The sequence below is a fragment of the Streptomyces sp. NBC_01410 genome (genome assembly GCF_045040195.1).
GTDB lineage: Bacteria > Actinomycetota > Actinomycetes > Streptomycetales > Streptomycetaceae > Streptomyces.
On record NZ_CP109530.1, the window covers coordinates 607,257 to 628,048 of the forward strand.

Sequence of the window (20,792 nt, forward strand, 5' to 3'; positions counted from 1 at the left end):
GGATTCTCCTTCGGGGGGGAAGAGATCAAGTTCTTCGGTCAGACGCGCCGGGCCAGGCGGACCGGCCGGTGAGAATCGAACGCGCGGCTTCCTGGGCTGCGCTCATGCTGAAGTGCTCGGTCCGCCAGAGGGTCGACCGCATGGTGCCCCGGTGACGGTACGAGCGCACGATCCGCGCATGGTCGGGGCGCGCCACGAAGCCCCGCAGATCGCTCTCGTCGCGCCAGACGGAGACCGAACCCGATCGGGGGCGGAGGGGATCCGGGGCCATCCACAGCCACTGTCCGACCGCGCCGTCGATTTCGTGCCAGGCCTCTCGCAGGGCCACGCCTGCGACGTAGACACCTACGGCGGTCCACGGCCGGTGCGGGGTGAACTCGGTGACGCTGACGACGGCCGCGTTGTCCGCGGGGGTGTCGGGCGCGGGGTCCCCGGCCGGGCCGGGCTTCCATGGCGTGAACCAGATGGTGGCCGACATGCCGTTCTCCTCGCGAGTGAGCGGGGGCGGTCCTCTCCAGGAGAGACTATAAGAGCACGGTCGTTCGTGCTAACATTTCGACATACTGATGTCGATCGAGGAGTACTGAGCATGGGGCCAATCGAGGCAGTCGCGAGCGCCGCCCTGAACAGCATCTCCCGCGTCTCGGGGCGGCTGGCGGGTGCGGGCACCTTCACCCTGTTCCATATGCCGCTCACCCGGAGCACGTTGCGGTCCGCGGAACGCGAGCTGTTCGAAGCGGCGCGCACCGGACGGGTGAAGGTCAACGGCAAGTCCGCGGTGACCTACCTGTGGGGCAGCGGTGAGAGGCCCGTACTGCTCGTGCACGGCTGGCAGTCGCGCGGCTCGCGATTCTCCGACTTCGTCCCGGGACTCCTCGACCGCGGCTACAGCGTCGTCACCTTTGACGCTCCCGGCCACGGCGACGCCACCGGCCGGAGCACCACCATCCTCGAATATCGCGACATCCTCTCCGAACTGCACGAGCAGTACGGTGATTTCGAGGCCCTGGTGGCGCACTCCATGGGCGCCCTCGGATCCTTCTTCGCGCTGAAGCACGGAGTGCGGGTCGGGAAGATCGTCACCATCAGCCCTGTCTGCGACTTCAGCTACCTGATCGAGGAGTTCTCCTCCGCCCTCAATCTGCGCCCCCGGTTGAAGGCCCAGCTGTGCGGAGAGATCGACAAGAAGCTCTTCCCCGCTCTGCCGGTCGACCGGACGCCCTTCTCCGTGGTGGACACGACCGCGGACATCGCGTCTCCGATCCTGGTCATCCATGACGTGGACGACACCAGGATCGAGGTGGCTCAGGGGCGCCGGCTCGCGGGAGCGTTCGGCGCCCAGGCGCGGCTGATCACGACGAACGGCCTCGGCCACCGCCGGATTCTCGGCGACCCCGAAGTCGTGCGTACCGTCCTGGACTTCGTGGAGCACGGGAGGACTCGGTCCGCGGAAGCGGCAACGGAGACGGTCACGGCGGAGTGAGGGCCGGCCTCACTGCCCCCGCCCTTCCGCTGCCCACCCGTGCTCACTGACCGCACGGTCGTCCACTTAGTCGGTACAATGGGCACTTCACCGAGCACCACGAGGGCCTGGGCAACACGAGCACGAGCGCCCGGCCCGAGAGATAGGCAGGCGCGAGCATGGCAGCCGGACACATCGACGGGCGGATCGCACGAGGAAATCAGACGCGTCAGTTGATCCTCCAAAGAACCGTGGAGATCGCATCCGTCGAGGGCCTGGAGGGCCTGTCCCTCGGACGGCTCGCGACGGAGCTCAACCTCAGCAAGAGCGGCGTATTCGCCCTGTTCGGCTCCAAGGAGGACCTGCAGCTCTCCACGGTCCACGCGGCCATCAAGGTCTATCTGAAGCACGTGGTCCAGCCGGCCCGTGAACTGCCGCCGGGGATCGACCGCCTGTGGCATGTCTGCACCGGCTGGCTCGCCTACTCCAAGGACCGGGTCTTCCCGGGGGGCTGCTTCTTCTACTCGGCCTCGGCCGAGTACGACGCCCGCGAGGGCAAGGTCCACGACACGCTTGCCGCGGCCCGCACCAACTGGTTCACCTTCCTCGAGCAGACCGTGCAGGAAGCACAGCAGGCGGGCGACGTCGCACAGGACATCGACGTCCCGCAACTCGTCTTCGAACTCGCCGCGCTCCTCGAAATGGCCAACGCGGAATCCGTTCTGCACGACGAGTTCACCTCCTACGACAGGGCGGCCAAGGCCATCCTGAATCGCCTGCGCGGCGTGGCCACCGACCCGGCGCTGCTGCCTGACGCTGCTGCCTGACACCCCTGGCGCCCTGGACACCGCGGCACGCGGGCAGACGTCGAAACGAGGGGCCGCCCCGCAGGGCGGCCCCTCGCACGGTTCGACCGCAGGCGGTGCCTACGCCCCGACGGCGTGCACGCCTCCGTCGACATGCACGATCTCTCCCGTCGTTCGGGGGAACCAGTCCGACAGCAGCGCGACGACCGCACGGGCCGCCGGCTCGGGGTCGGACAGATCCCAGCCGATGGGGGCACGCGTGCTCCACACCTCCCTGAACGTCTCGAACCCCGGGATGGACTTGGCCGCCATCGTCTTGATCGGTCCGGCCGCGACCAGGTTGCAGCGGATCCCCCGGGGGCCCAGATCCCGGGCCACATAGCGCGAGGTGGATTCGAGGGCCGCCTTGGCCACCCCCATCCAGTCGTAGGCGGGCCAGGCGATCTGCGCATCGAAGTCCAGCCCCACGATCGCCCCGCCCCGCTCCTTCATGAGCGGCAGGCAGGCCACGGCCAGGGCCTTCAGGGAGTACGCGGACACCTCGACCGCGGTCGCCACGGAGTCCCACCCGGTCTCGAGGAAGTTGCCCCCGAGTGCGTCCTGAGGGGCGAAAGCGATGGAATGCACCACGCCGTCCAGCCGTGCGTCGTTGCCGACGCTCTCCCGGATCCGGTCCGCGAGGCTTTCGAGGTGCCCCTTGTCCTGGACGTCGAGTTCGATCAGTGGAGCGGGCCGCGGCAGTCGCTTGGCGATGCGTTCGACCAGGCCGAGCCGGCCGTATCCGGTGAGGACCACTTCGGCGCCCTGCTCCTGGGCGAGCCGGGCGGCATGGAAGGCGATCGAGGACTCCATCAGGACCCCCGTCACCAGAACGCGCTTGCCCGCGAGTATGCCGTTCATCCCGCCACCGCCGCGGTCTTCTGTCCGGGCTCCGTGGCACCGGATGCGACGAACTCCGCGATCTCCGCCACGACTTGGGGCGCGCCGAGAATGCGCTGGTGGCCGAACCTGCGCGTAGTGACCAGCCGGGCGCGGTCACCGAAGGCCTCGACGATGCGCGCCGCCTGCCCGGCGTCGACCGTGGCGTCCTCCTCGTCATGAATGACGAGCAGCGGAATCCGAACGCCGGCGGACTTGTGGAAGACCGAGAAGCGTGTCCACATGTCCTCTTCCCCCGGGTACACCTCCCGTTCGATCTGCCTGCGCAGTTCATCCTTCATCTGCGCCGAGAGCCGAAGCCGGGTGCAAAACTTGTCGATCAGATAGGCGAAGTCGGGAACCGAGCTGATTGCCACCATCCGCCTCGTGCGCATGCCGCTCTGCAGGGACACGAAGGTCGCGAGGACACCGAAGGAGTGGGCAACGACCGCTTCGAACTCGCCGTGTGTGCGGTGAAGTTCGGCGATGATGTCGCGGTACTCCACGAGGGTGGTGGTGTCGCCGGTGGCCTCACCGTGCCCCGGTGCGTCAAAGGCCACCGGGCTGTATCCCAGCTCCGTCAGCCGGGCGATGACCTTCGCGTAACGCGATGCGCGCGACTCCCAGCCGTGGAGCAGGAGCACCGGACGCTCCCCACTGCCCCAGCGATAGGTGATCACCACCTTGCCGTTGACCGTCATCTCGCCGGTCCGTGCGTCCTCGATGACCGCCCGCTCGTCGGGCCTGGCCCTGCTTCGGCCCTGAGGCCGCCGGAAGAGGTCGACCAATTCCTTGCACGTGTCGCTCGGGACCGCACTGACAGCTGCCGTAGCGGGATCCATTCCACGCCTCCAGATCGATCAGGAATAGGAGATGTTAGCACGACCGTTCGCTCATATTGATTCCTCCTTCGAGGGTCCGGAACAATGAAACTGCACGTACGGTCGTGCTATTGTCTCTCTCGGTCAACTCTCCCTCCTGGAGGACGACATGACGCTCCCGCACTCCTCATCCGTCCCGGACAAAGCTGAGGACAGTCGGCCCGGCCCGAACCAGTGGTTCAAGGACCACTTGGACGACCTGATTGACGCGTATCTCCTGACGGGCCGGCCCGAGGCCCCCACCCACACGGCACAACGGTCCGAGAAGGGACTGCTGTCATGACTGACACCGCCACCACAGAGCGCATCGGCATCGCCGTCGCGGCGGGGATGCTCAAAGGCGTCTACGGCCACGGTGTGCTGTCCGCCTTCGAGGAGCGCGGACTGCGCGCACATGTGTACGGCACCGCCTCGTCCTCCGGCCTTTCCGGCGGTCTCGCCGCGGTCGGGCGGGCGCGGCGGACAGGCGTGGGGTACTGGCTCAAGGCCGCCGCGGCCGCCGCGGAGAAGGGCATGAGCAGCGTCGTACTCGACAGCATCAAGGAGTACAGTCCCACGCTTCGCGACGGGCTCTTCCGTCCCGAAGCCCCGGAGTTCCTGCTGGCCACCAGCAAGGTCACCAATCCGGCCGCCGCGGAGACCACCCAGGGCCCGGGCGCGAAGGCACTCGGCAAGCAGCTCCTGCGCAACGTCTTCGCCGGGGACCGGAGTTGGGTCGATGAGAACCTGTCCACGGTCGTGTTCTCCTCGCGCACCGGGTCCGGGCACGAGGAGCGTCTGCTGACGCCGGACAACTACAACGCCGTGTCCTATGCCTCGACGCGCATGCTGCACGCCTGGGACGTTCCGGCGGAGATCGACGGGGAGGCGTACGTCGACGCCTCGTACACCTGCTCCTGTCCGGCACGGGAGGTCGCGGCCAAGGACGTGACCGTACTGATCGCGATCGGCTGCGACCCCTTCCCGCTCTTCCGTGACCTCTACGCATCCGAGGAGATCGTCGAAGGCTCCGTCCTGCACCGTGCGCGAGTCCTGGTGATCAAGCCGGACGAGGACCTCAAGGACCTGGGCGTCGACTATGCGGCGGCGACCGCGGAAGGGCTCGTCAAGGCCTACGAACTCGGGCTCGACGCCGGGCACCGCTTCATGGACCTTCACGCCGAACTGCTCCGTTCGGCCGTCTCGGCGCCGCTCGACACCCCGGCCGATGCTCAGGAAGGCGTCGCGTGACGCACGTGGTCACCGAGCAGTGCGTCCACTGCAAGTTCGCGGAATGCGTCACCTACTGCCCGGTCGCCTGCTTCCGGGAGGCCGAGACATTCCTGGTCATCGACCCCGACGAGTGCATCGACTGCGGGAACTGCGTAGAGGCGTGCCCCGCCGACGCGATCTACCCGGAGGGCGAACTGCCCGACGACCTCGCGCCCGCCCTCGAATGGAACGCCCGGCTCGCCACCGAACTCCCCTTGGCAACCTCGCGCGTTGTGCCGCGCGCGGACGCCGACGAATGGCAGGGGAAGCCCGGCAAGTGGGGCACCCTGCCGGCGGAACGGGCTCCAGGGGTCCCCGGTCGGTGACCCGGGGCGGTTCGGCGTCGCGCCGGCGCGGCGTCACACTCAGCCGGACACGCCCAGCCGCTGAGCGACTGAGCGTGGGATCGGGCGGACTGCAAAGGGAGATCTGGGCAGTCACCCCGAGGGCGGCGCCACCACGGCCCGCCCTCTGGCGATCGTCGAACCGGCGCCGTCCGTGGCTGTCAGCAGGAGGCCGCCCTTCTCCTCGGTACCGGCGGGCAACGGCCGGCATGAGAGTGCGAGAGCCGCGCCCTCGGCAGGGACGGTCAAGGGCTTGGAGAAGCGCCACTGGATCTCACTCACCCGGTCGTCTCCGGCAAGGCCGGCGAGGTGATGAGCGGTGAGGGCGAAGGTGAGCATGCCGTGGGCGATGATGTCGGGGAACCCCGCCGCACGTGCGGCGAGTTCCGAGAGGTGAATGGGGTTGTGGTCGCCGGACACCGCGGCGTACTCCCCCACGAGTTCGCGCGTCACAGTGAACGAGGCTGTCCTGTCCGGCCGGACCGGCTCCTGGCCGGAAGGCTCTCCGGTGGCTGCGGGCGCCCCCGCGGCGGTGGCCCGGGGGGCTGGTGGAGGGGCTGTCGGAGGGGTCCGTACGACGAGCGAGGTGGACTCGGCCACCGGTTCGCCTACCGGTGTGGCGAACTGCACGAGCACCTCCGTGGCGATGCCCCCGCCGAGCGGCCGCACCGAACGGACGGAGGCAGTGGAGGCTAGTTCGGCCCCGGCGGATACGGGCCGGTACACACACAGCTTCTGTGCTCCGTGAATCAGCACCATGCCGTCAGGAGGGGCGCTGCGGGTCAGCAGGTCGGCAGTCGCGCGCAGAGCGGCGGCCGCCACCAGACCGAGCGGGGCCGACGGCGACGGCGGGACCGGGACGGTCCCGGCCCCGGGCTGCCCGCCCTCGTGCCGCGCACCCTCAGCCATGCCCAGCATGTCCCGGAACCGCCGCACATCGACCGCGGACACCGTCTGGAAGCCGGTCAACACGCCGTAGTCCTCCGGGGTTTGCACGGCAGACGTCATTGGTCGGTGCCTCCACTCTTGCGCAGCAGGCACGTCAGACGTGCGGTGCAGATCAGCCGGTCGTTTTCGTCCGTGATCGTCACTTGGTAGGTGCCGACCTGGGTGCCGTGGTACAGCGGTTCACAGACACCTGTGACGAGGCCCTCGCGGGCCGCCCGGTGGTGGGTGCAGTTCAGTTCGATCCCGACCAGCATCCCGTCGGGAGCCACGTATGCCGTAGCGGCGAGGGAGCCGAGCGTCTCGGCGAGCGCGGCGCTCGCGCCACCGTGCAGCAGACCGAACGGCTGCCGGTTACCGGCCACGGGCATCGTCGCGACCACCCGGTCCTGGGACCATTCCTTGATCTCTATGCCCAGCCGGTCAACCAGCTGTTCGGCCGCCAACTCGGCGGGCAGGTCGGTCAGTATCCGGTCAAGCGGCTGCTTCATCGCGATTCTCCTTGTGCCTCACACGTGCCGTCAGGCCGCGACAGCCGCCGCCCGCCGGGCACGTGACTCCCGGATTCCTTCGCGCCGGTCCGTGAAGGACGTCGCCTGGGTGTCCAACTTCGCCAGGAAATCGGCCAGTTCCTCCCGGGCGGCCTCGCCGGCCGCACCCAGCCCCTCTCTCTCGAACACGCGCAGCTTGCGCAGGATCGGCATGACGACGCTGTCGTGGTGCAGCCGCAGGTCGTAGATGCCGGCGATGGCGATCTCGGCGGACTTGCGCCCGAAGTCCTTGATGGTCGAACCCGGCATCTCGAAGCCGGTCACCACGTCGCGGACGACCGCCATGGCGGTGTCGGGAGCCAGCTCGAAGGCCGCGTCGACCAGGTTCCGGTAGAAGACCATGTGGAGGTTCTCGTCCGCCGCGATCCGCGCCAGCAGCGCGTCGCAGACCGGATCGGTGCTCACATGTCCGGTGTTGCGGTGCGAGATCCGGGTGGCGAGTTCCTGGAACGCCGCGTACGCGATCGCGTGCAGCGCGCTGAAGCCGTCGGGACGGTCGTAACCCAGCGACATGTGTGCCATCCGGGCGCGTTCCAGGGCTCTCGGGTCGACGGTCCGGGTGACCAGGAGGTAGTCGCGCAGGGCGATACCGTGCCTGGCCTCCTCGGCCGTCCAGCGATTGACCCAGTTGCCCCAGGCGCCGTCCTTGCCGAACTCGGCGACCGCGAAGTGGTATCCGGGCAGGTTGTCCTCGGTCAGAAGGTTGACCACGAGTGAGGTACGAGCCACGTCCGGGAGCTTGGCCTCCTGAGGAGTCCAGGCCTCACCGCCGAGCGGGCCCTCGAAGTCCCGGCCTTCGCTCCAGGGGACGTACTCGTGCGGGAACCACTCCTTGGCCACCCCGAGGTGGCGGTTGAGATTGCTTTCCACCACTGGTTGGAGCTCGGCCAGCAGGGAGTACTCCGCGCGCGCGACGGAACGGTCAGAGCGGTCGATGGGTGGCATTGCGCTCTCTTTTTCGCGTTGTTGACGGGCGGGGGAAGGAGCAGGGCGATGAGCCGGCTGCGGCGCTCTCGCCGTGAATCCATGCGATAGGGGTTACTCGGCCCGGGAGCGGATCATCGGTGCGGCCGCAGCGGCCGCAACGGATCCGATGCCGCAGGCGAGGAACACGTTCAGATATCCCTGGTCGTCGAGGATGTCGTACCGCTCGAGGATTGCCGCCAGGGCGGCGATGCCCAGCGCCCCGCCGATCTGACGTGTCGTCATCAGCAGGCCGGTACCGGAGGCGAAGCGCTGCGGTGCCAACGAAGCGGTGGCCGCGTTGGAGATCGCGGTCAGCGCCGCGCCGATTCCCATGCCGGCCACGATGCCGATGGGCAGCCACACGGCCGCGTACTCGCGCTCGGGACCGAGCAGCAGATACATCGCGGCACAGGAGGCGCCGAAGAGCACGGAGCCGATGGCCGCCGCCGCCCACTGGGCTCGGGGGGCGACCCGGCGCCCCACCACCATGGCGCCGACCGCCGCGGCGAAGGCCCCCGGAGTGACTGCCAGGCCCGCCTTCAGCTCCGAGTAGCCCCAGACCGCGTTGAGGAACAGCAGCGAGCCCAGGAGGTAGGAGTACATGGCTGCACCGAAGAGCAGCGAGGCGACGTTGGTGGCGGCGAAGGCGCCGCTGCGCCACAGGTCCCACTCGATGGCGGGCGACGGGTGACGTCGGGAGAGCAGCAGGGCGGCCACGACGAGCACGGCGCCACCGGTCAGCAGCGCGAGGACGCGGCCGCTCCCCCAGCCCCACTCCGTCCCCTGGGTCACGCCGAAGACGACCCCGCCGATGCCCAGGGCCAGGGCCAGAGTGCCCACCGGGTCGGGCAGTCGGCGTCCGCTCGGCGCGTCGCCGGCAAGCCGCGCCGCGATCACCACGATGGCCAGCCCGATCGGCAGGTTGATCAGGAACACGCTGCGCCAGCCCCACACGTCGACCAGCAGGCCGCCGAGGCTCGGCCCCACGGCCGCGGCCATGCTGCCGACGGCTCCCCAGACCCCGACGGCGACCTGCCGACGGGCCGGGGGCGTGTGCTGGAGCACCAGACCGAGCGCCGAGGGGATCATCCCGGCCGCCGCAACACCCTGCAGGGCACGGGCTCCGACGAGCATCGGCACGCCCGTGGCGAGCCCGCTCAGCAGCGAGGCGACGGTGAACAGGACCGTGGACCAGAGGAACAGCTTCTTGCGCCCGATGACATCGGCGACCCGACCGGCGACGGCGAGCAGCGCCGCGAAGACCACGGTATACGCCGTGACGACCCAAGTCAGCTGGGACAGCGAGGCGTCGGGGAAGTCGACGCGCAGGTCGGCGAAGGCGATGTTCACGACCGTGGTGTCCAGCACGGCCAGGAAGGTGGCGCCGGACGCGACGAACAGCGCCATCTTGGCCGTCCGCTCCGCGGAGCTGTGCCGTGCGTGTTCTTCGTCCGGCTCTGCGGCGTCCGCCGGGCTTGCCCCGGGTGACTGAGGTGAAGCGGTGGTCATGAGTGGTCCCTTCATCGTTGGATCCAGGGGTCGGCGGCGGATCCTCGGAGTAAAACTAAACGACCGTACGTGCATTTAAAAGAGGGAAGCCGGTGGACACGGCGCGAAGATGCTCAATCCTGTGGCGACGATGGCGCGATGAAGTCCATGGCCACGTCGATGACCCTCGGCTCGCCGAGCACCTTGCGGTGTCCGAGCTCCGCCGTGATGACCAGCTCCGCCTGGTCTCCGTACGCCTCCTTCAGCGCGTGTGCCTGTTCGACCGGGACCATGTCGTCGTGCTCGTCGTGGATGATCCGCATCGGCACTTCGATCTCGCCGGGCCGGTGCGTGGCGTCGAAGAGCTCCCAGGGATCCCGTACGTCCCCGAACAGCCGGTGCTCGATCCGGTCGCGCAGATCCCGCCGCAGGTCGGGGCGGAGTCCCAGGATCCGGCTGAACTCGTCGGGGAAGTGCCCGAAGTCCTTGACCGCCGAGACGGTGACCAGGCGCCCCGCCTTGATGCCGCCGCGGAGCGCCAGGAACACGCTGGTGGCGCCGAGCGAATGGGCGATCACCGAATGGAACGCGCCATATTTGTCCTGGAGTTGGCCGATGATCTCGCGGAACTCGAGGATCGTCGTGTCCCGGCCCCCCGAATCCCCGTGACCCGGGGCGTCGAAGGAGACCGGGCTCAGACCCAGCGCCTCCAGCCGCGGTACGAAGCCGGCGTACCGCGAGGCCCTGGACTGCCACCCGTGCACCATCAGGACGGGATGTTCACCACTGCCCCAGCGGTAGCCTCGCACCCGCTTGCCGTTGACGGTCAGTTCCTCGGTCACGGCCCGCTCGTGGACGGCACGCTCGCGGGGGAGGATCTTGCCGCGCCGGAGCGGATTGCAGAAGAGACGGAAGGCCGCCCCGCCCGCGAGGCGGGGAGCCGGGCCGGACACCGCGTTGAGGACCGCGCCGACGAACGGCGCACCACGGCTCATTCGCACTCCGCGCGGGAGCGGCCTGCGTACCGTTCCAGTGCGCTTCGCACCAACTCGTCGGCGGCGCCCGTGTATCCGGCCGGATCCAGCAGCCGCTCGAGTTCGCGGACGTCGAACCGTTCGGCGATCACCTGCTCCCCGGAGAGCACCACGGCAAGGGGCAGACCGGAGGCTGCCGCCTGAGACGAAGCCCGGCTCATGACGTGCTTCGCGGCTGCCTTGCCGAGCACCGGAGCCAGCACGGCCGCCAGGCGCTCCGAGACAATCAGGCCCCCCGTCAGATCCAGATTCGCCCGCATGCGCCCGGGCGCCACCTCAAGACCGGCCATCAGCTCACGTGCGGTGTGCGCGGCCCCTCCGGCCAGCCGCAGACACTCTCGGAGCGGCTGCCATTCGGCATGCCAGGCGCCGGCCGAACGCTCGTCCTCGGACAGCATGCTGTGCGTCAACACACTGGCGTACGCCGGTACCTGCAGGGCCGCCGAACGGATCAGCGTGGCGAGCGCGGGGTTCCGCTTCTGCGGCATCGCCGAGGAGACACCCCGGCCGGCCGCGGCAGGTTCCGCCACCTCCGCGGTCTCCGTACGGGCCAGCGACTGCACATCCACGGCGATCTTCCCCAGCACGCCGGTGGCCAGGGCGAGTTCGGCGGCCAGAGAGGCAATTGGCGCACGGTGGCTGTGCCAGGGCAGTACCGGGGCGCTCAGGCCCGTCTCCGCGGCGAACCGGGCGGTCAACCGCTGCGCATAGCTCTCGGGCACCGTCTCGTGCCGTGCGCCGCGGTGAAGCTTCTCGTACTCGACGTAGCCCGCCAACGTGCCTGCGGCGCCTCCCAGTTGGACGACAAGGCCCTCGGCCCGCAGTCGGCGCAGCCGGTCCGCGGCCTCGCTCACCGCGGCCAGCCAGCCGGCCGCCTTGAGACCGAAGGTCGTGGGCACGGCGTGCAGCGCGAGCGTGCGCCCCGCCATGAGCGTTCGCCTGTGCTCCTCGGCCAGCGCGCGCAGGGACCCGGCGATGTCGTCCAGATCCGCCACCAGGATGTCCAGGGTCCGGCCGGCCACCAGCATCAGCGCGGTGTCGAAGATGTCCTGGCTCGTCGAGCCGCGGTGCACATGGTCGGCGGCTTCCGGGTCCTTCGCGGCCACCAGAGCGGTGAACGCCTGGACCACGGCCACCACCGGGTTGGCCGCTCCCCTGCTGAGCACGGCGAGTTCGCGCAGGTCCAGGCCGTCGGCGCGGGCCAGATCGCTGATCGTACGGGCCGCCGCCGCGGGCACGTTGCCCAGCGACGCCTGGGCGCGGACCAGCGCCGCCTCGGCGTCGAGCATCGCCTGGAGCCATGCGCCGTCGGACGTGGCGGCCTCGGCCGGAGTGCCGGCCCGCACCGGGCTGAGCAGCCCGGCGTCGATGGCACCGGGCATGAGTGAAGGGGGCATGGGGGCGCTCACCTCGTCAGCTCTCTGATCATCTCGCTGTCCTGGCGAAGCCCTTGGGCCAGGTCGAGTACGGCGTGGGCGATGGCGTCGGAGTCCTGCAGGGTCACCGAGTTCACCCCGGGACGTATGCCTGCCGCCGTCGCCCAGTGCACGGATTCCGTGGGGACACCGAAGGCGAAGCGGCGCGGGTGCGGGCGGCCCTCGGCGTCGATCAGGCGGTACGGCGCGTCGGTCACGGCGAGTCCACCGGTCTCGTACACCGAGCCGTCCGGGTCGGTGATCTCGTACGACCGGCACTGCCCGTCCTCGAGGAGCTGCAGCAGCAGCGGGTCGGCCGTCACCCGCAGGTCGATCTCCGGCAGGCGGGCCTCGATCAGGGTGGTCACCCAGGTGCGCGAGCCGGGCACCGAGCCGGACTCGATGGTGAACGCCTCTGCCGCCTCGTCGGTCCCGGCCTCGATGTCGGGGCCGAGAACACCCAGCACTCCGGCCTCGATCAGCGCGATCGCCTCCTCGATACGCCGGGCCGGCGGGCCGATGGACAGGAAGGCGTTCAACGGCGTGTACCAGGCATCCAGGTCCTGCCGGTGCGAACTCCCCGTCAGCCCGCCGTGATCGACGATCAGCCGGAGCTCGTTGCGCAGATCGCGCAGGACGTCGAGCGCCGCCTTGAGCGGACCCTCGACGTTGCCGGTGCGCGCCGCCTGAAGATCCTCGCGGAGATGGTCGAGCAGCCAGTCCTCGAAGTCCTGCGGCGAGGAGAAGTTCCGGCCCGTGTGCGGGCGGGCGATGCGGGTCCAGTCCCAGCGGTCCTGCCGGGCGATTCCGAACTCGCCCAGCACGTCCTGCTCCTGGCGACTGCCCGGCTCGGCGTCCAGGTAGCGGTCCCGCAGCCGTTTCGCGTCCCCGGCCCGGCCCGCGGCGGTGAGCAGTGCGGTGTAGTAGACGGTTTCGACCTCCTTGGAGACCAGCGGCCACAGGGAACCGCGGAAGTCGATCCCGCCGCGCTGCCGGGACTGTTCCTGCAGGTCCCGGATCACCTCGGTGGTCAGCACGGCCGGCATGTGGCGGCCGTGCGGGCCCTTCTGGTTCTCGCCCCGCGAGTGGAAGGGCAGGCCGCGCCGGGAGCCCGCCACCAGGCGCGGCTCCCGGCCGGACGGCAGATAGACGAGCCGGGACGACTTGCGGACGAACTCTCCGCCCCGGCCGAGGGTCAGCAGCACCATGTAGTCGAAGAAGTTCAGGCCGAGCCCGAGCAGGGCGACCGTCTCGCCCGGCCGCACCGAGGACAGGTCCACGTCGGCCGGGTTGGCGGGCAGGATGTATCCGAGGCCGCGGGTCCGCGCGAAGTCGGCGAGTTCGCCCTGGCGGCGGGAGCGCCGTACGGGCAGATGGCCCTGCGCGAGGACGACGGCGTCCAGCCCGTCGATGCGCGTGCCGTCGTCCAGCACGACGCTCTGTGCGCCGCCCGGTTCGCCGTCGCGGCCCGGTTCGTCCTCGAGCGCAACCGCGCGTGCGCGGTGCACCACGCTGCTCAGCCGGCTCGGTGCCGTCTGCGTCACCCGCTGGAAGACCCACTCCAGGTAGTGGCCGTAGAAGGCACGGGACGGATAGGAGTCGGGGCCGAGCGCGCGCGCCTCGGCCAGCACCCGCTCGTCGTACTGCCGGTCGTCCATGGGCCCGATGAGCGTGAGGAAGCGCGCCCATTCGTACAGGCTCGGCCCCGGGGCGCGTACTCCCTCGATCTCCACGCTTTCGTCGGTGAACATGGTGACCTGGGAGGACACCGTGTTCATCAGCAGGAGTTCGGACTGGTCGCTACGCCACACCTGTCCGGCCCCGGGCGGATACGGGTCGACCACATGCACGGTGATCGGCACGTCCTCCGGGGCCGACTCGGCGTTCGCACAGAGCCGTTCAAGGACCGATAGGCCGCGGGGCCCGGCACCGATGAGGCAGACGTCGAGCCGTCGGCTGGTCATAGTCAGTCTCTCCACTGAATCGAAAGTCGTTGTAGGCCCGCTTCACTCGGCCGCTCGCGGCCACCCCTCAGCTGCCGGCTGCCACACCGCTCAGGCGCAGCCCGCCGGCGGTCCGCGCCGGGATCCGGCTCCGCCCCTGCACGCCGCGGACCAGGGCCGTGGTCAGGTGCGCCCTGCTGGTGCGGTGCCGTGCCGGTGCGCACGTGCCCAGGTCCCGCAGAGCATCCACAACGTCGTGCAGATCCAGGGCGAACTCGGCCAGCACTTCCGCGACGGCGTGCGCGTTCGAGGCGAGGATGTCGGTCCACAGCTCGGAGTCACCCCCGGCGATCCGGGTGACATCGCGCAACCCCTGCCCGGCGAGCCGGAGTTGCGACTCGTCCCCGTGCAGGAGACGGGTGGCCAGCAGACTCGCCACCACGTGCGGGGCGTGCGAGGTGAGAGCCACCGCCCGGTCGTGCTCGGCGTGTTCCATCACGACCGGCTCGGCACCGCAGAGCTCGGCCAGCTCCCTCGCCCGGCCGACGGCCTGTTCACGGACTGTCGCGTGCGGGGTGAGCACCCAAGGCCTGCCGTGGAAGAGGTCGCCCCGAGCCGCGAGCGGGCCCGACTGCTCCCGGCCCGCCATGGGGTGTCCACCCACATAGCGCGTCACATCGCAGCCCAACTCGGCCGCCTCTTGCAGCGGACGGACCTTGACGCTGGCCACATCGGTGAAGTCATGGGCCAGACGGCGCAGTTGGTGCTCACGCAGCGTCGCGGCGACATGCTGCGGGGGCACCGCGAGGATGGCCAGGTCCACAGGCGTGCGCGGGACACCCACCACGCCGGCGCCGAGGCCGGCCGCGGTGTGTGCCGCATCGGGGTTCTGGTCGAGGAGGAAGGGGGTCACACCCCGGCCCCGCAGGGCCAGGGCGATGGAAGTACCGATCAGGCCGGTTCCGACCACGGCGGCACTGGGCATCAGCGGCTGCTCCACAGCACCGGGAGGTACTCGGGGTCGCTGTAGTCCGGAGTGCCCTCGGCGGTCTTTCGCACCAGCACGTCGTGGTTGTACGCGACGGGGGTGCCGTCCGAGCGCCGGAAGTCCCGGTAGCGGTTGTCGCCGTCCTGCAGGTGGAAGGAGATGGCCCGGCGCGGACGGTCGCTGACATTCGCCCCGCTGCCGTGGTAGGTGCGGCAGTGGTGGAAGTTGACGTGGCCCTTCGGGATGTGCACGGGGATCTTGTTCACCTCGACCCCGTTGTGGTGCGCGTTCTCCTCCAGCATGACCTCGAGTTCACTGCGGTCGCGCTCCGCGAAGTGCAGCGAGGTCGCGTCGTTCTCCGCGGTCTCCTGCCAGCGGTGACTGCCGTCCACCATGGTGATGGTGCCCATCTCCTCACCGCAGTCGTGGAAGGGGATGAACGCGGTCAGCATCCGCTCGGAGGTGCACGTGGACCAGTAGTGCCGGTCGAAGTGCCAGGGCACGATGTTCGACTGCTCGCCGGCCACCGGCGGCTTGAAGATCAGGGTGGACTGGAACACCCGTATCTCCTCGGCTGCGGCGAGCCGTGCGGCCACCGCACCGAGCAGCGGCTTGTGCAGGATGCGGCCGATCGTGTCGTCCTCGTAGTGGATGTAGTCGTTGTGCCGCTGCACGTCCCCGTGCTCCGGCTCCCAGTACGCGAGCTTGGGCGGCCGTACCGGCAGAGTCCTGTCGCGGTGGCCGGCGTAGAAGCGCTCACTCGCCGACTCCAGGAGATCGGTCTCCTCGTCGGTGAAGAGCTTCTTCGAGAGATACCAGCCGTGTTCCAAGTAGAAGGCGACATCGTCGTCGGAGGGGAGGAGGTGCTGTTCCTCTTCGGTCAGGGCGAAGAGAGCAGAGTGCTGGACAGTCACGGTCTTCCTTCGGTGCGAGTCGTGCGGGCGTGGGAGGTGAAGGGTGGTGCCGAGGGTCAGGCGGTGGCCTTTTCGCGCGCCACCGCTTCGTAGAGGGCCTTGATGTTGCCGCTGCCGAAGGTGCGGGCACCGTGCCGGTCGATGACCTCCCAGAAGAAGGTCTTCCGGATGTGCAGCGACTGGGTGAAGATCTGGAAGACCTGGCCCCAGTGGTCCTGGTCGACCAGGACGTTGGTGCGCCGCAGATCCTCGATCTTCAGATCCGGGCTGCCGAGACGCTCCTCCAGCTCGTTGTAGTACGCGTCGGGCGTCTCCAGGAACTTCACGCCGCGGCCCTCCAGAGCCGGCACCGCGCCGACGATGTCATCGGCGAGGAGGGCGAGGTGCTGCACGCCGGCGCCGCCGTGACGGGCCAGGAAGTCGTCGATCTGGCCGGGCTTGCGGTCGGTAACCGGCTCGATGAGGGTGAAGGTGACCTTCCCCGACGGGCTCTGCACGACCTTCGAGTCCATGGCCTGCTCGCCGACCTCGATGAACTCCTCGAAGATCTGGCTGAAACCGAAGACCTTCTCGTAGAAGGCGACCGTCGGGCGCAGCTGACCCGCGGGCAGGCATATCGCCGCATGGTCCACGGTGCTCAGCAGTTGCTCGCCCTCGTCGGGGTCTTCGGCGAAGATGTCCATCACCCCGGGCAGGAACGCGGCCCGGTCACCGGTCCGCTGCACGAACCGGTGGGCGACATCACCGAAACCGAGCACGGAGGCGGTGACGACCTCGGTGCCGCACTGGCTGTGCACCACGGGTTCCTCGACGGCGGTCGCGCCACGCTCGACCGCCTCCGCGAACGCCTTGGCGGCATCGGTGACTTCGAAGGCGATGTTGGCCACGCCGTCGCCGTGCCGGGCCACGTACTCGGCCACAGGGTGATCGAAGGTCAGCGCGGACGTGAGCACGATCTCGATGCCGCCCTGGCGCAGCAGCAGGGAGCGCCGGCCGGGCAGTCCCGTTTCGGGACCCGCCTGGCCGCACACACGGAATCCGAACGCGGTGCAGAGATAGAACGCCGAGTGCTGGGCATCCCCGACGTAGAACTCGATATGGTCTACAGCTCCGATATTCACGTGCAATTTCCTTTCCTCTAGGTCCTGTCCGGTCGATCAGGCCGGATCAGTGAGCGGCCCGCCGCGGAGCGGCTGATGTCACTGCGGTGCGTGCGATCGCAGGGCGAAGGATGGGGGTCCCCCCGCCGAAGGCAGGGGGAGAGCCGACGCGGCGCGTCGGCGACTGACGACAACGCGGCGAGCGAGCGTGCCAGGGCACGCGAGCCCGGCAAGATCGGCCGGACAGGGCCTCGGCCGTGTCTGACAAATAGCGCCGTCCGCCCGCAGGGCGGGGTGCGCGGCGTCCGGTGCGTGCAATCGCAAGGCGGAGGATGATCCTCGTACTGGACGTACTTGGATGACTCCGACAACGCAGCGAGTGGGCGTGCCGGGCGTCGCGCGCCAGGCGAGATTTGTCAGACACGGCCTAGCGCTTCTTGAGGGTGGTCGCGGCGCCGAGCAGCAGGCTGACGTTGTGGCCGCCGAAGGCGAACGAGTTGGAGATCACGGCCTCGACCCGCTGCTGCCTGGCGTCGCCCCGGACGTGGTCCAGGTCGCAGGCCGGGTCCACCTCGTCGAGGTTGTGGGTCGGCGGCAGCAGGCCCCGTGAGATCGCGAGAGCGCAGATGGCCGCCTCCACCGCGCCGGATCCGCCCAGGAGGTGGCCGGTCATCGACTTCGTACTGCTGACGGCCGGCGACCGGTCCCCGAACACGGCCCGGACGGCCTTGGTCTCCGCGACATCGCCCAGCTTGGTCGCCGTGCCGTGCGCGTTGACGTAACCGATGTCGTCGGGTTCGAGCCCGGCCGTGGCGAGCGCCCCGCGCATGCTCAGCGCGGCTCCCTCACCGTCCGGCCGTGGCGCCGTGGGCCGGTGCGCGTCGGTCGTGGCGCCCCAGCCGAGGAGGTTGGCGTAGCCCGCCGCACCGCGCGCGTCGGCGTGCCCGGCACGCTCGACGACGAGCACACCCGCTCCCTCGGCCAAAACGAATCCGTTGCGTCGCCGGTCGAAGGGGCGGCTGGCCGCTTCGGGGTCCTCCCAGCCGTGGGCCAGCGCCCGGGCGTGCGAGAACGCCAGGGCGGAGGTGGGGTTGAGCGGCGCCTCGGCGCCGCCGCAGACCACCACGTCGGCCTCGCCGTACCGGATCAGCCGGGCGGCCTCCGCCACGGCATGGGCGCCGGCCGCGCACGCGGTGGCGATCGCCGAACTCCAGCCGCGTATCCCGTGCTTGATGGCGATACGGGCGGCCGCCATGTTCGGCAGCATGCCCGGGAGCAGATAGGGACTGACCGCGGTCGGACCCCGCTCCGCTCGTGCCTGGGTCTGTGCCTCGTAGGTCGTCAGGCCGCCCGCGCCGCTGGAGACGATCACCGCGACCCGGTGCGGGTCGACATCGTTGCCGACGACGAGCCCCGCGTCGGCCAGCGCATCGTCCGCAGCGGCGAGGGCCATCAGGGCGTAGCGGTCGACCAGCCGGCCCTCGCTCGGCGGCAGTACCTCGCGGGCCTCGATGTCCGGTGCGATGCCGGCCACGTCCACGGTGCCGTCCAGCAGGTGGCCCGCCGGCGGCTTCTGCAGCCCGGACTTGCCGTGGCACAGGGCGTCGAAGGTCTCCGCCGCGCCACGGCCGAGCGGGGAGAAGGTGCCGAGTCCCGTGATGACGGCGCTTGAGTCCGCGGTTCGTAAGCTCATGCCGCCACCTGCCGGGCGGTCGGCTCCGTACCGAGCAGCTCACCGTCGAGGAAGCGCTGGCGCAGCAGGATCTTGCGCACCTTCCCGGTCGCCCCGAGCGGAATGCGATCCGGGCTGACGACGACCACGCGCTCGACGGTGCTCGCCACATGGGGCTCCAGCGCGGCCAGGACCTCGGCGGTTCGGTCGGTGTCCTGATCCGCCTGCGGGTCGAGGAGCAGCAGGACGGAGGTGACGACCCCGCTGTCCGTCTGCACGGCGACAACGGTGCATTCCAGCACCTCGGCGCAGTCCGCGAGGACCTTCTCCTCGCACAGCATGGTGAAGAGCTTCCTGCCCTCACCGAGGTCGACGGCGTCGACGGCACGGTCGACGTGGTAGTAGTACCCGTCGTCGTCGCGGAAGACGAGGTCCCCTGTGAGGAAGTAGCCGTCCCTGCGGGTGCGGAAGGTGGTCACCGAGTCGTTCCAGTAACCGAGGGAGAGCGTGGGCGCGTTGACGGCCAGCTGCCCAACCTGCCCCGGGCCGAGCTTCTCCCCGTCGTCGTCGACGACCGCCACGTCCGAGAAGGCGTGCGGCTTGCCGATGCACCGTCCGTACCTGGTGGTGTCGGGGGTGTGGGTGATGAAGAACTGGGAGTGCCCCATCTCCGTCGAGCCGAGGCCGTCGACGAAGAACGAGCCGGGGCGGCTGACGCGACCCTGCGACGAGACGGACTCGCGCCTGCCCACGGCGATGAGCTTGCGTATGTGTGCCTCGTGCGCGCAGTCCCCGGTGTTCCACCAGATGCGCACGGAGTCCATGTTGCGGGTCGAGAGGTCCTCGCCCGCCAGTTCCGACCAGGTGGTGGCGAAGCCGAGGACGCTCTGCGGCTGCCAGGACTCGATCGCGTCGAGTACGGGGCCGCCGGTCTGCTGCGACAGTACGGCGAGCTGCGCGCGGTTGGTCAGCGCGAGATTGACCGCGATGACCATGGCCGCGTGAGCCGACGGCAGGGCTCCCAGCATCCGGTCGAGTCCCTGGCCCTTGGGCAGCGACAGACGGTGGCGGATGGCTGCGAAGAGGCTGTGGTGCGAGTGGGTCACGGCCTTGGGCAGGCCGGTGGTTCCGGAGGAGTGCGTGATGACCACGGGCTCGTTTCCGTGGTGCCGGTAGGGCTGGGGAGCCGAGGCGGGATCGCCCTTGCCCAGATCGGCCGGATCCGCGAGGAGCGGCGTCTCGGAGGCGAAGCCCGACAGCGCGTCCCAGTGAGCGGCATCGGCGATGACGCCGACCGCACGCAGCCGCTTGATGTACTCGGCGGCCTGTTCGGCGGGGAGCCTGCCGTTGACCAGGGCGGGGATCGCTCCGAGCCGTGCCAGTGCGAGGTAGCTGAGCACCTGATCGGCGCCGGCGGTCACGAAAACGGCGACCGGGTCCCTGGGCTTGACCCCGAGACTGTGCAGTGCGGCCGCCCGGGCCGCCACCCGGTCGCCCAACTCGGCCAGCGTCAGGGACTGCCAGGCCGGGTGCCCGTCCACCTCGGTGTCGAACGTCAGGGTCGGTGCATCAAGACCGGTGCCCTGCGCGAGAAGTGTGGTGAGCGCGTTGCCGACGCCCAGCCCTTGATCGGCTGCGAGTGCCGCGCGCTCGTTCTTGGGATTCATTCCCGGTTGTCTCCGCTCTTCTGGGCTGCTCTTTCCGGGCTTTCCGGATCAGGCTCGTTGCGTACGGCGGTGGGGATCCGAGGCGTGTGGGCGGGCCCGCCTCACCCGTCCCCGCCGCCCTCCCGCTCGCTGCCTCAGGCACGCGGGCAGGGAGGGCCGACAGGGCCCGTCCGGATCTGGCCTCACTTGGCCACTGCAGCGCGGGACGCCCGCTCGACGATCTCCTTGACCAGGCCGGCGACGGTCAGCAGCGCGACTGTCTCCATCTCGTCCTCCTCGAACTTCACGCCGTACTCGTCCTCCACCTGGATGGCGACCTCGGCGACGGAGAGGGACTCCAGGTCCAGTCCGGCCGGGCCGAGCGGGGTGTCGCCGGTGACGTCCGAAACGTCGTAGTTCATGTTCTGGAGGGCATCGATGATGAACTTCTCAATCTCTGCGGACATT

21 protein-coding genes are annotated in these 20,792 nt (G+C 69.7%); 5 read left to right on the forward strand and 16 right to left on the reverse strand.

Features of this window, described 5'->3' with window-relative positions; genetic code table 11:
* Positions 1–25 precede the first annotated feature (25 nt).
* A complete protein-coding gene (locus tag OG741_RS02830) occupies positions 26–478 on the reverse strand; it encodes a hypothetical protein (RefSeq protein ID WP_405594752.1) in 453 nt (150 codons plus the stop codon).
* 111 nt (positions 479–589) lie between these two features.
* On the opposite strand from OG741_RS02830, the gene OG741_RS02835 reads away from it, so the two are divergent.
* Positions 590–1,483, forward strand: coding sequence for an alpha/beta fold hydrolase (locus OG741_RS02835; RefSeq protein WP_405594754.1), 894 nt, complete (start codon positions 590–592; stop codon positions 1,481–1,483).
* 158 nt (positions 1,484–1,641) lie between these two features.
* Entirely contained in the window at positions 1,642–2,289 is a 648-nt protein-coding gene (locus OG741_RS02840) for a TetR/AcrR family transcriptional regulator (RefSeq protein WP_405594755.1), read from the forward strand.
* Between the two features lie 99 nt (positions 2,290–2,388).
* Here the strand turns inward: OG741_RS02840 and fabI are convergent, their stop codons facing one another.
* The gene (gene fabI / locus OG741_RS02845; protein ID WP_405594757.1) at positions 2,389–3,168 is read right to left on the reverse strand and encodes an enoyl-ACP reductase FabI; all 780 of its coding nucleotides are present in this window, start codon (positions 3,166–3,168) and stop codon (positions 2,389–2,391) included.
* Positions 3,165–4,028 carry an alpha/beta hydrolase gene (locus OG741_RS02850; protein ID WP_405594759.1) on the reverse strand — a complete coding sequence of 288 codons (864 nt, stop codon included), beginning with the start codon at positions 4,026–4,028 and terminating at the stop codon, positions 3,165–3,167. Before OG741_RS02850 ends, fabI begins: the two co-directional genes overlap by 4 nt.
* A 148-nt stretch (positions 4,029–4,176) precedes the next feature.
* On the opposite strand from OG741_RS02850, the gene OG741_RS02855 reads away from it, so the two are divergent.
* Genes OG741_RS02855 through OG741_RS02865 form a run of 3 tightly spaced genes read left to right on the forward strand, consistent with a single transcriptional unit; the run spans position 4,177 to position 5,644 of the window.
* A complete protein-coding gene (locus tag OG741_RS02855; RefSeq protein ID WP_405594761.1) occupies positions 4,177–4,350 on the forward strand; it encodes a hypothetical protein in 174 nt (57 codons plus the stop codon).
* Positions 4,347–5,297, forward strand: a complete 951-nt coding sequence (locus OG741_RS02860) for a hypothetical protein (RefSeq protein WP_405594763.1) — start codon at positions 4,347–4,349, stop codon at positions 5,295–5,297. The genes OG741_RS02855 and OG741_RS02860 overlap by 4 nt, the downstream gene beginning before the upstream one ends.
* Positions 5,294–5,644 (forward strand): 4Fe-4S dicluster domain-containing protein, encoded by a 351-nt coding sequence (locus OG741_RS02865; protein WP_405594765.1) that lies wholly within the window; start codon positions 5,294–5,296, stop codon positions 5,642–5,644. The genes OG741_RS02860 and OG741_RS02865 overlap by 4 nt, the downstream gene beginning before the upstream one ends.
* A gap of 111 nt (positions 5,645–5,755) precedes the next feature.
* On the opposite strand, the gene OG741_RS02870 is transcribed toward OG741_RS02865, so the two are convergent.
* From OG741_RS02870 to OG741_RS02930, 13 genes are all read right to left on the reverse strand, one after another.
* Positions 5,756–6,670, reverse strand: a complete 915-nt coding sequence (locus OG741_RS02870; protein ID WP_405594767.1) for a MaoC/PaaZ C-terminal domain-containing protein — start codon at positions 6,668–6,670, stop codon at positions 5,756–5,758.
* A complete protein-coding gene (locus OG741_RS02875; RefSeq protein ID WP_405594769.1) occupies positions 6,667–7,098 on the reverse strand; it encodes a PaaI family thioesterase in 432 nt (143 codons plus the stop codon). The genes OG741_RS02870 and OG741_RS02875 overlap by 4 nt, the downstream gene beginning before the upstream one ends.
* 30 nt (positions 7,099–7,128) lie before the next feature.
* Positions 7,129–8,103, reverse strand: coding sequence for an acyl-ACP desaturase (locus OG741_RS02880; RefSeq protein ID WP_405594772.1), 975 nt, complete (start codon positions 8,101–8,103; stop codon positions 7,129–7,131).
* Between the two features lie 93 nt (positions 8,104–8,196).
* A complete protein-coding gene (locus OG741_RS02885) occupies positions 8,197–9,633 on the reverse strand; it encodes a DHA2 family efflux MFS transporter permease subunit (RefSeq protein ID WP_405594774.1) in 1,437 nt (478 codons plus the stop codon).
* A 113-nt stretch (positions 9,634–9,746) separates the two neighbouring features.
* Positions 9,747–10,607, reverse strand: a complete 861-nt coding sequence (locus OG741_RS02890) for an alpha/beta hydrolase (RefSeq protein WP_405594776.1) — start codon at positions 10,605–10,607, stop codon at positions 9,747–9,749.
* Complete coding sequence (locus OG741_RS02895; RefSeq protein WP_405594778.1) at positions 10,604–12,043, reverse strand: adenylosuccinate lyase family protein; 1,440 nt, start codon at positions 12,041–12,043, stop codon at positions 10,604–10,606. The genes OG741_RS02890 and OG741_RS02895 overlap by 4 nt, the downstream gene beginning before the upstream one ends.
* Positions 12,044–12,051: 8 nt before the next feature.
* Positions 12,052–14,025 carry an FAD/NAD(P)-binding protein gene (locus OG741_RS02900; protein WP_405594780.1) on the reverse strand — a complete coding sequence of 658 codons (1,974 nt, stop codon included), beginning with the start codon at positions 14,023–14,025 and terminating at the stop codon, positions 12,052–12,054.
* Positions 14,026–14,092: 67 nt separating this feature from the next.
* Positions 14,093–14,989, reverse strand: coding sequence for a prephenate dehydrogenase (locus OG741_RS02905; RefSeq protein ID WP_405594782.1), 897 nt, complete (start codon positions 14,987–14,989; stop codon positions 14,093–14,095).
* Positions 14,989–15,906 (reverse strand): phytanoyl-CoA dioxygenase family protein, encoded by a 918-nt coding sequence (locus OG741_RS02910; protein ID WP_405594784.1) that lies wholly within the window; start codon positions 15,904–15,906, stop codon positions 14,989–14,991. The genes OG741_RS02905 and OG741_RS02910 overlap by 1 nt, the downstream gene beginning before the upstream one ends.
* 56 nt (positions 15,907–15,962) lie before the next feature.
* Positions 15,963–17,027 carry a 4-hydroxyphenylpyruvate dioxygenase gene (gene hppD, locus OG741_RS02915; protein WP_405594786.1) on the reverse strand — a complete coding sequence of 355 codons (1,065 nt, stop codon included), beginning with the start codon at positions 17,025–17,027 and terminating at the stop codon, positions 15,963–15,965.
* Between the two features lie 406 nt (positions 17,028–17,433).
* Complete coding sequence (locus OG741_RS02920) at positions 17,434–18,699, reverse strand: beta-ketoacyl-[acyl-carrier-protein] synthase family protein (protein WP_405594789.1); 1,266 nt, start codon at positions 18,697–18,699, stop codon at positions 17,434–17,436.
* The gene (locus OG741_RS02925) at positions 18,696–20,345 is read right to left on the reverse strand and encodes a class I adenylate-forming enzyme family protein (RefSeq protein WP_405594791.1); all 1,650 of its coding nucleotides are present in this window, start codon (positions 20,343–20,345) and stop codon (positions 18,696–18,698) included. Before OG741_RS02925 ends, OG741_RS02920 begins: the two co-directional genes overlap by 4 nt.
* 182 nt (positions 20,346–20,527) lie before the next feature.
* On the reverse strand, positions 20,528–20,791 hold the full coding sequence (locus OG741_RS02930) for a phosphopantetheine-binding protein (RefSeq protein ID WP_361911779.1): 264 nt from the start codon (positions 20,789–20,791) through the stop codon (positions 20,528–20,530).
* Position 20,792: the final 1 nt, after the last annotated feature.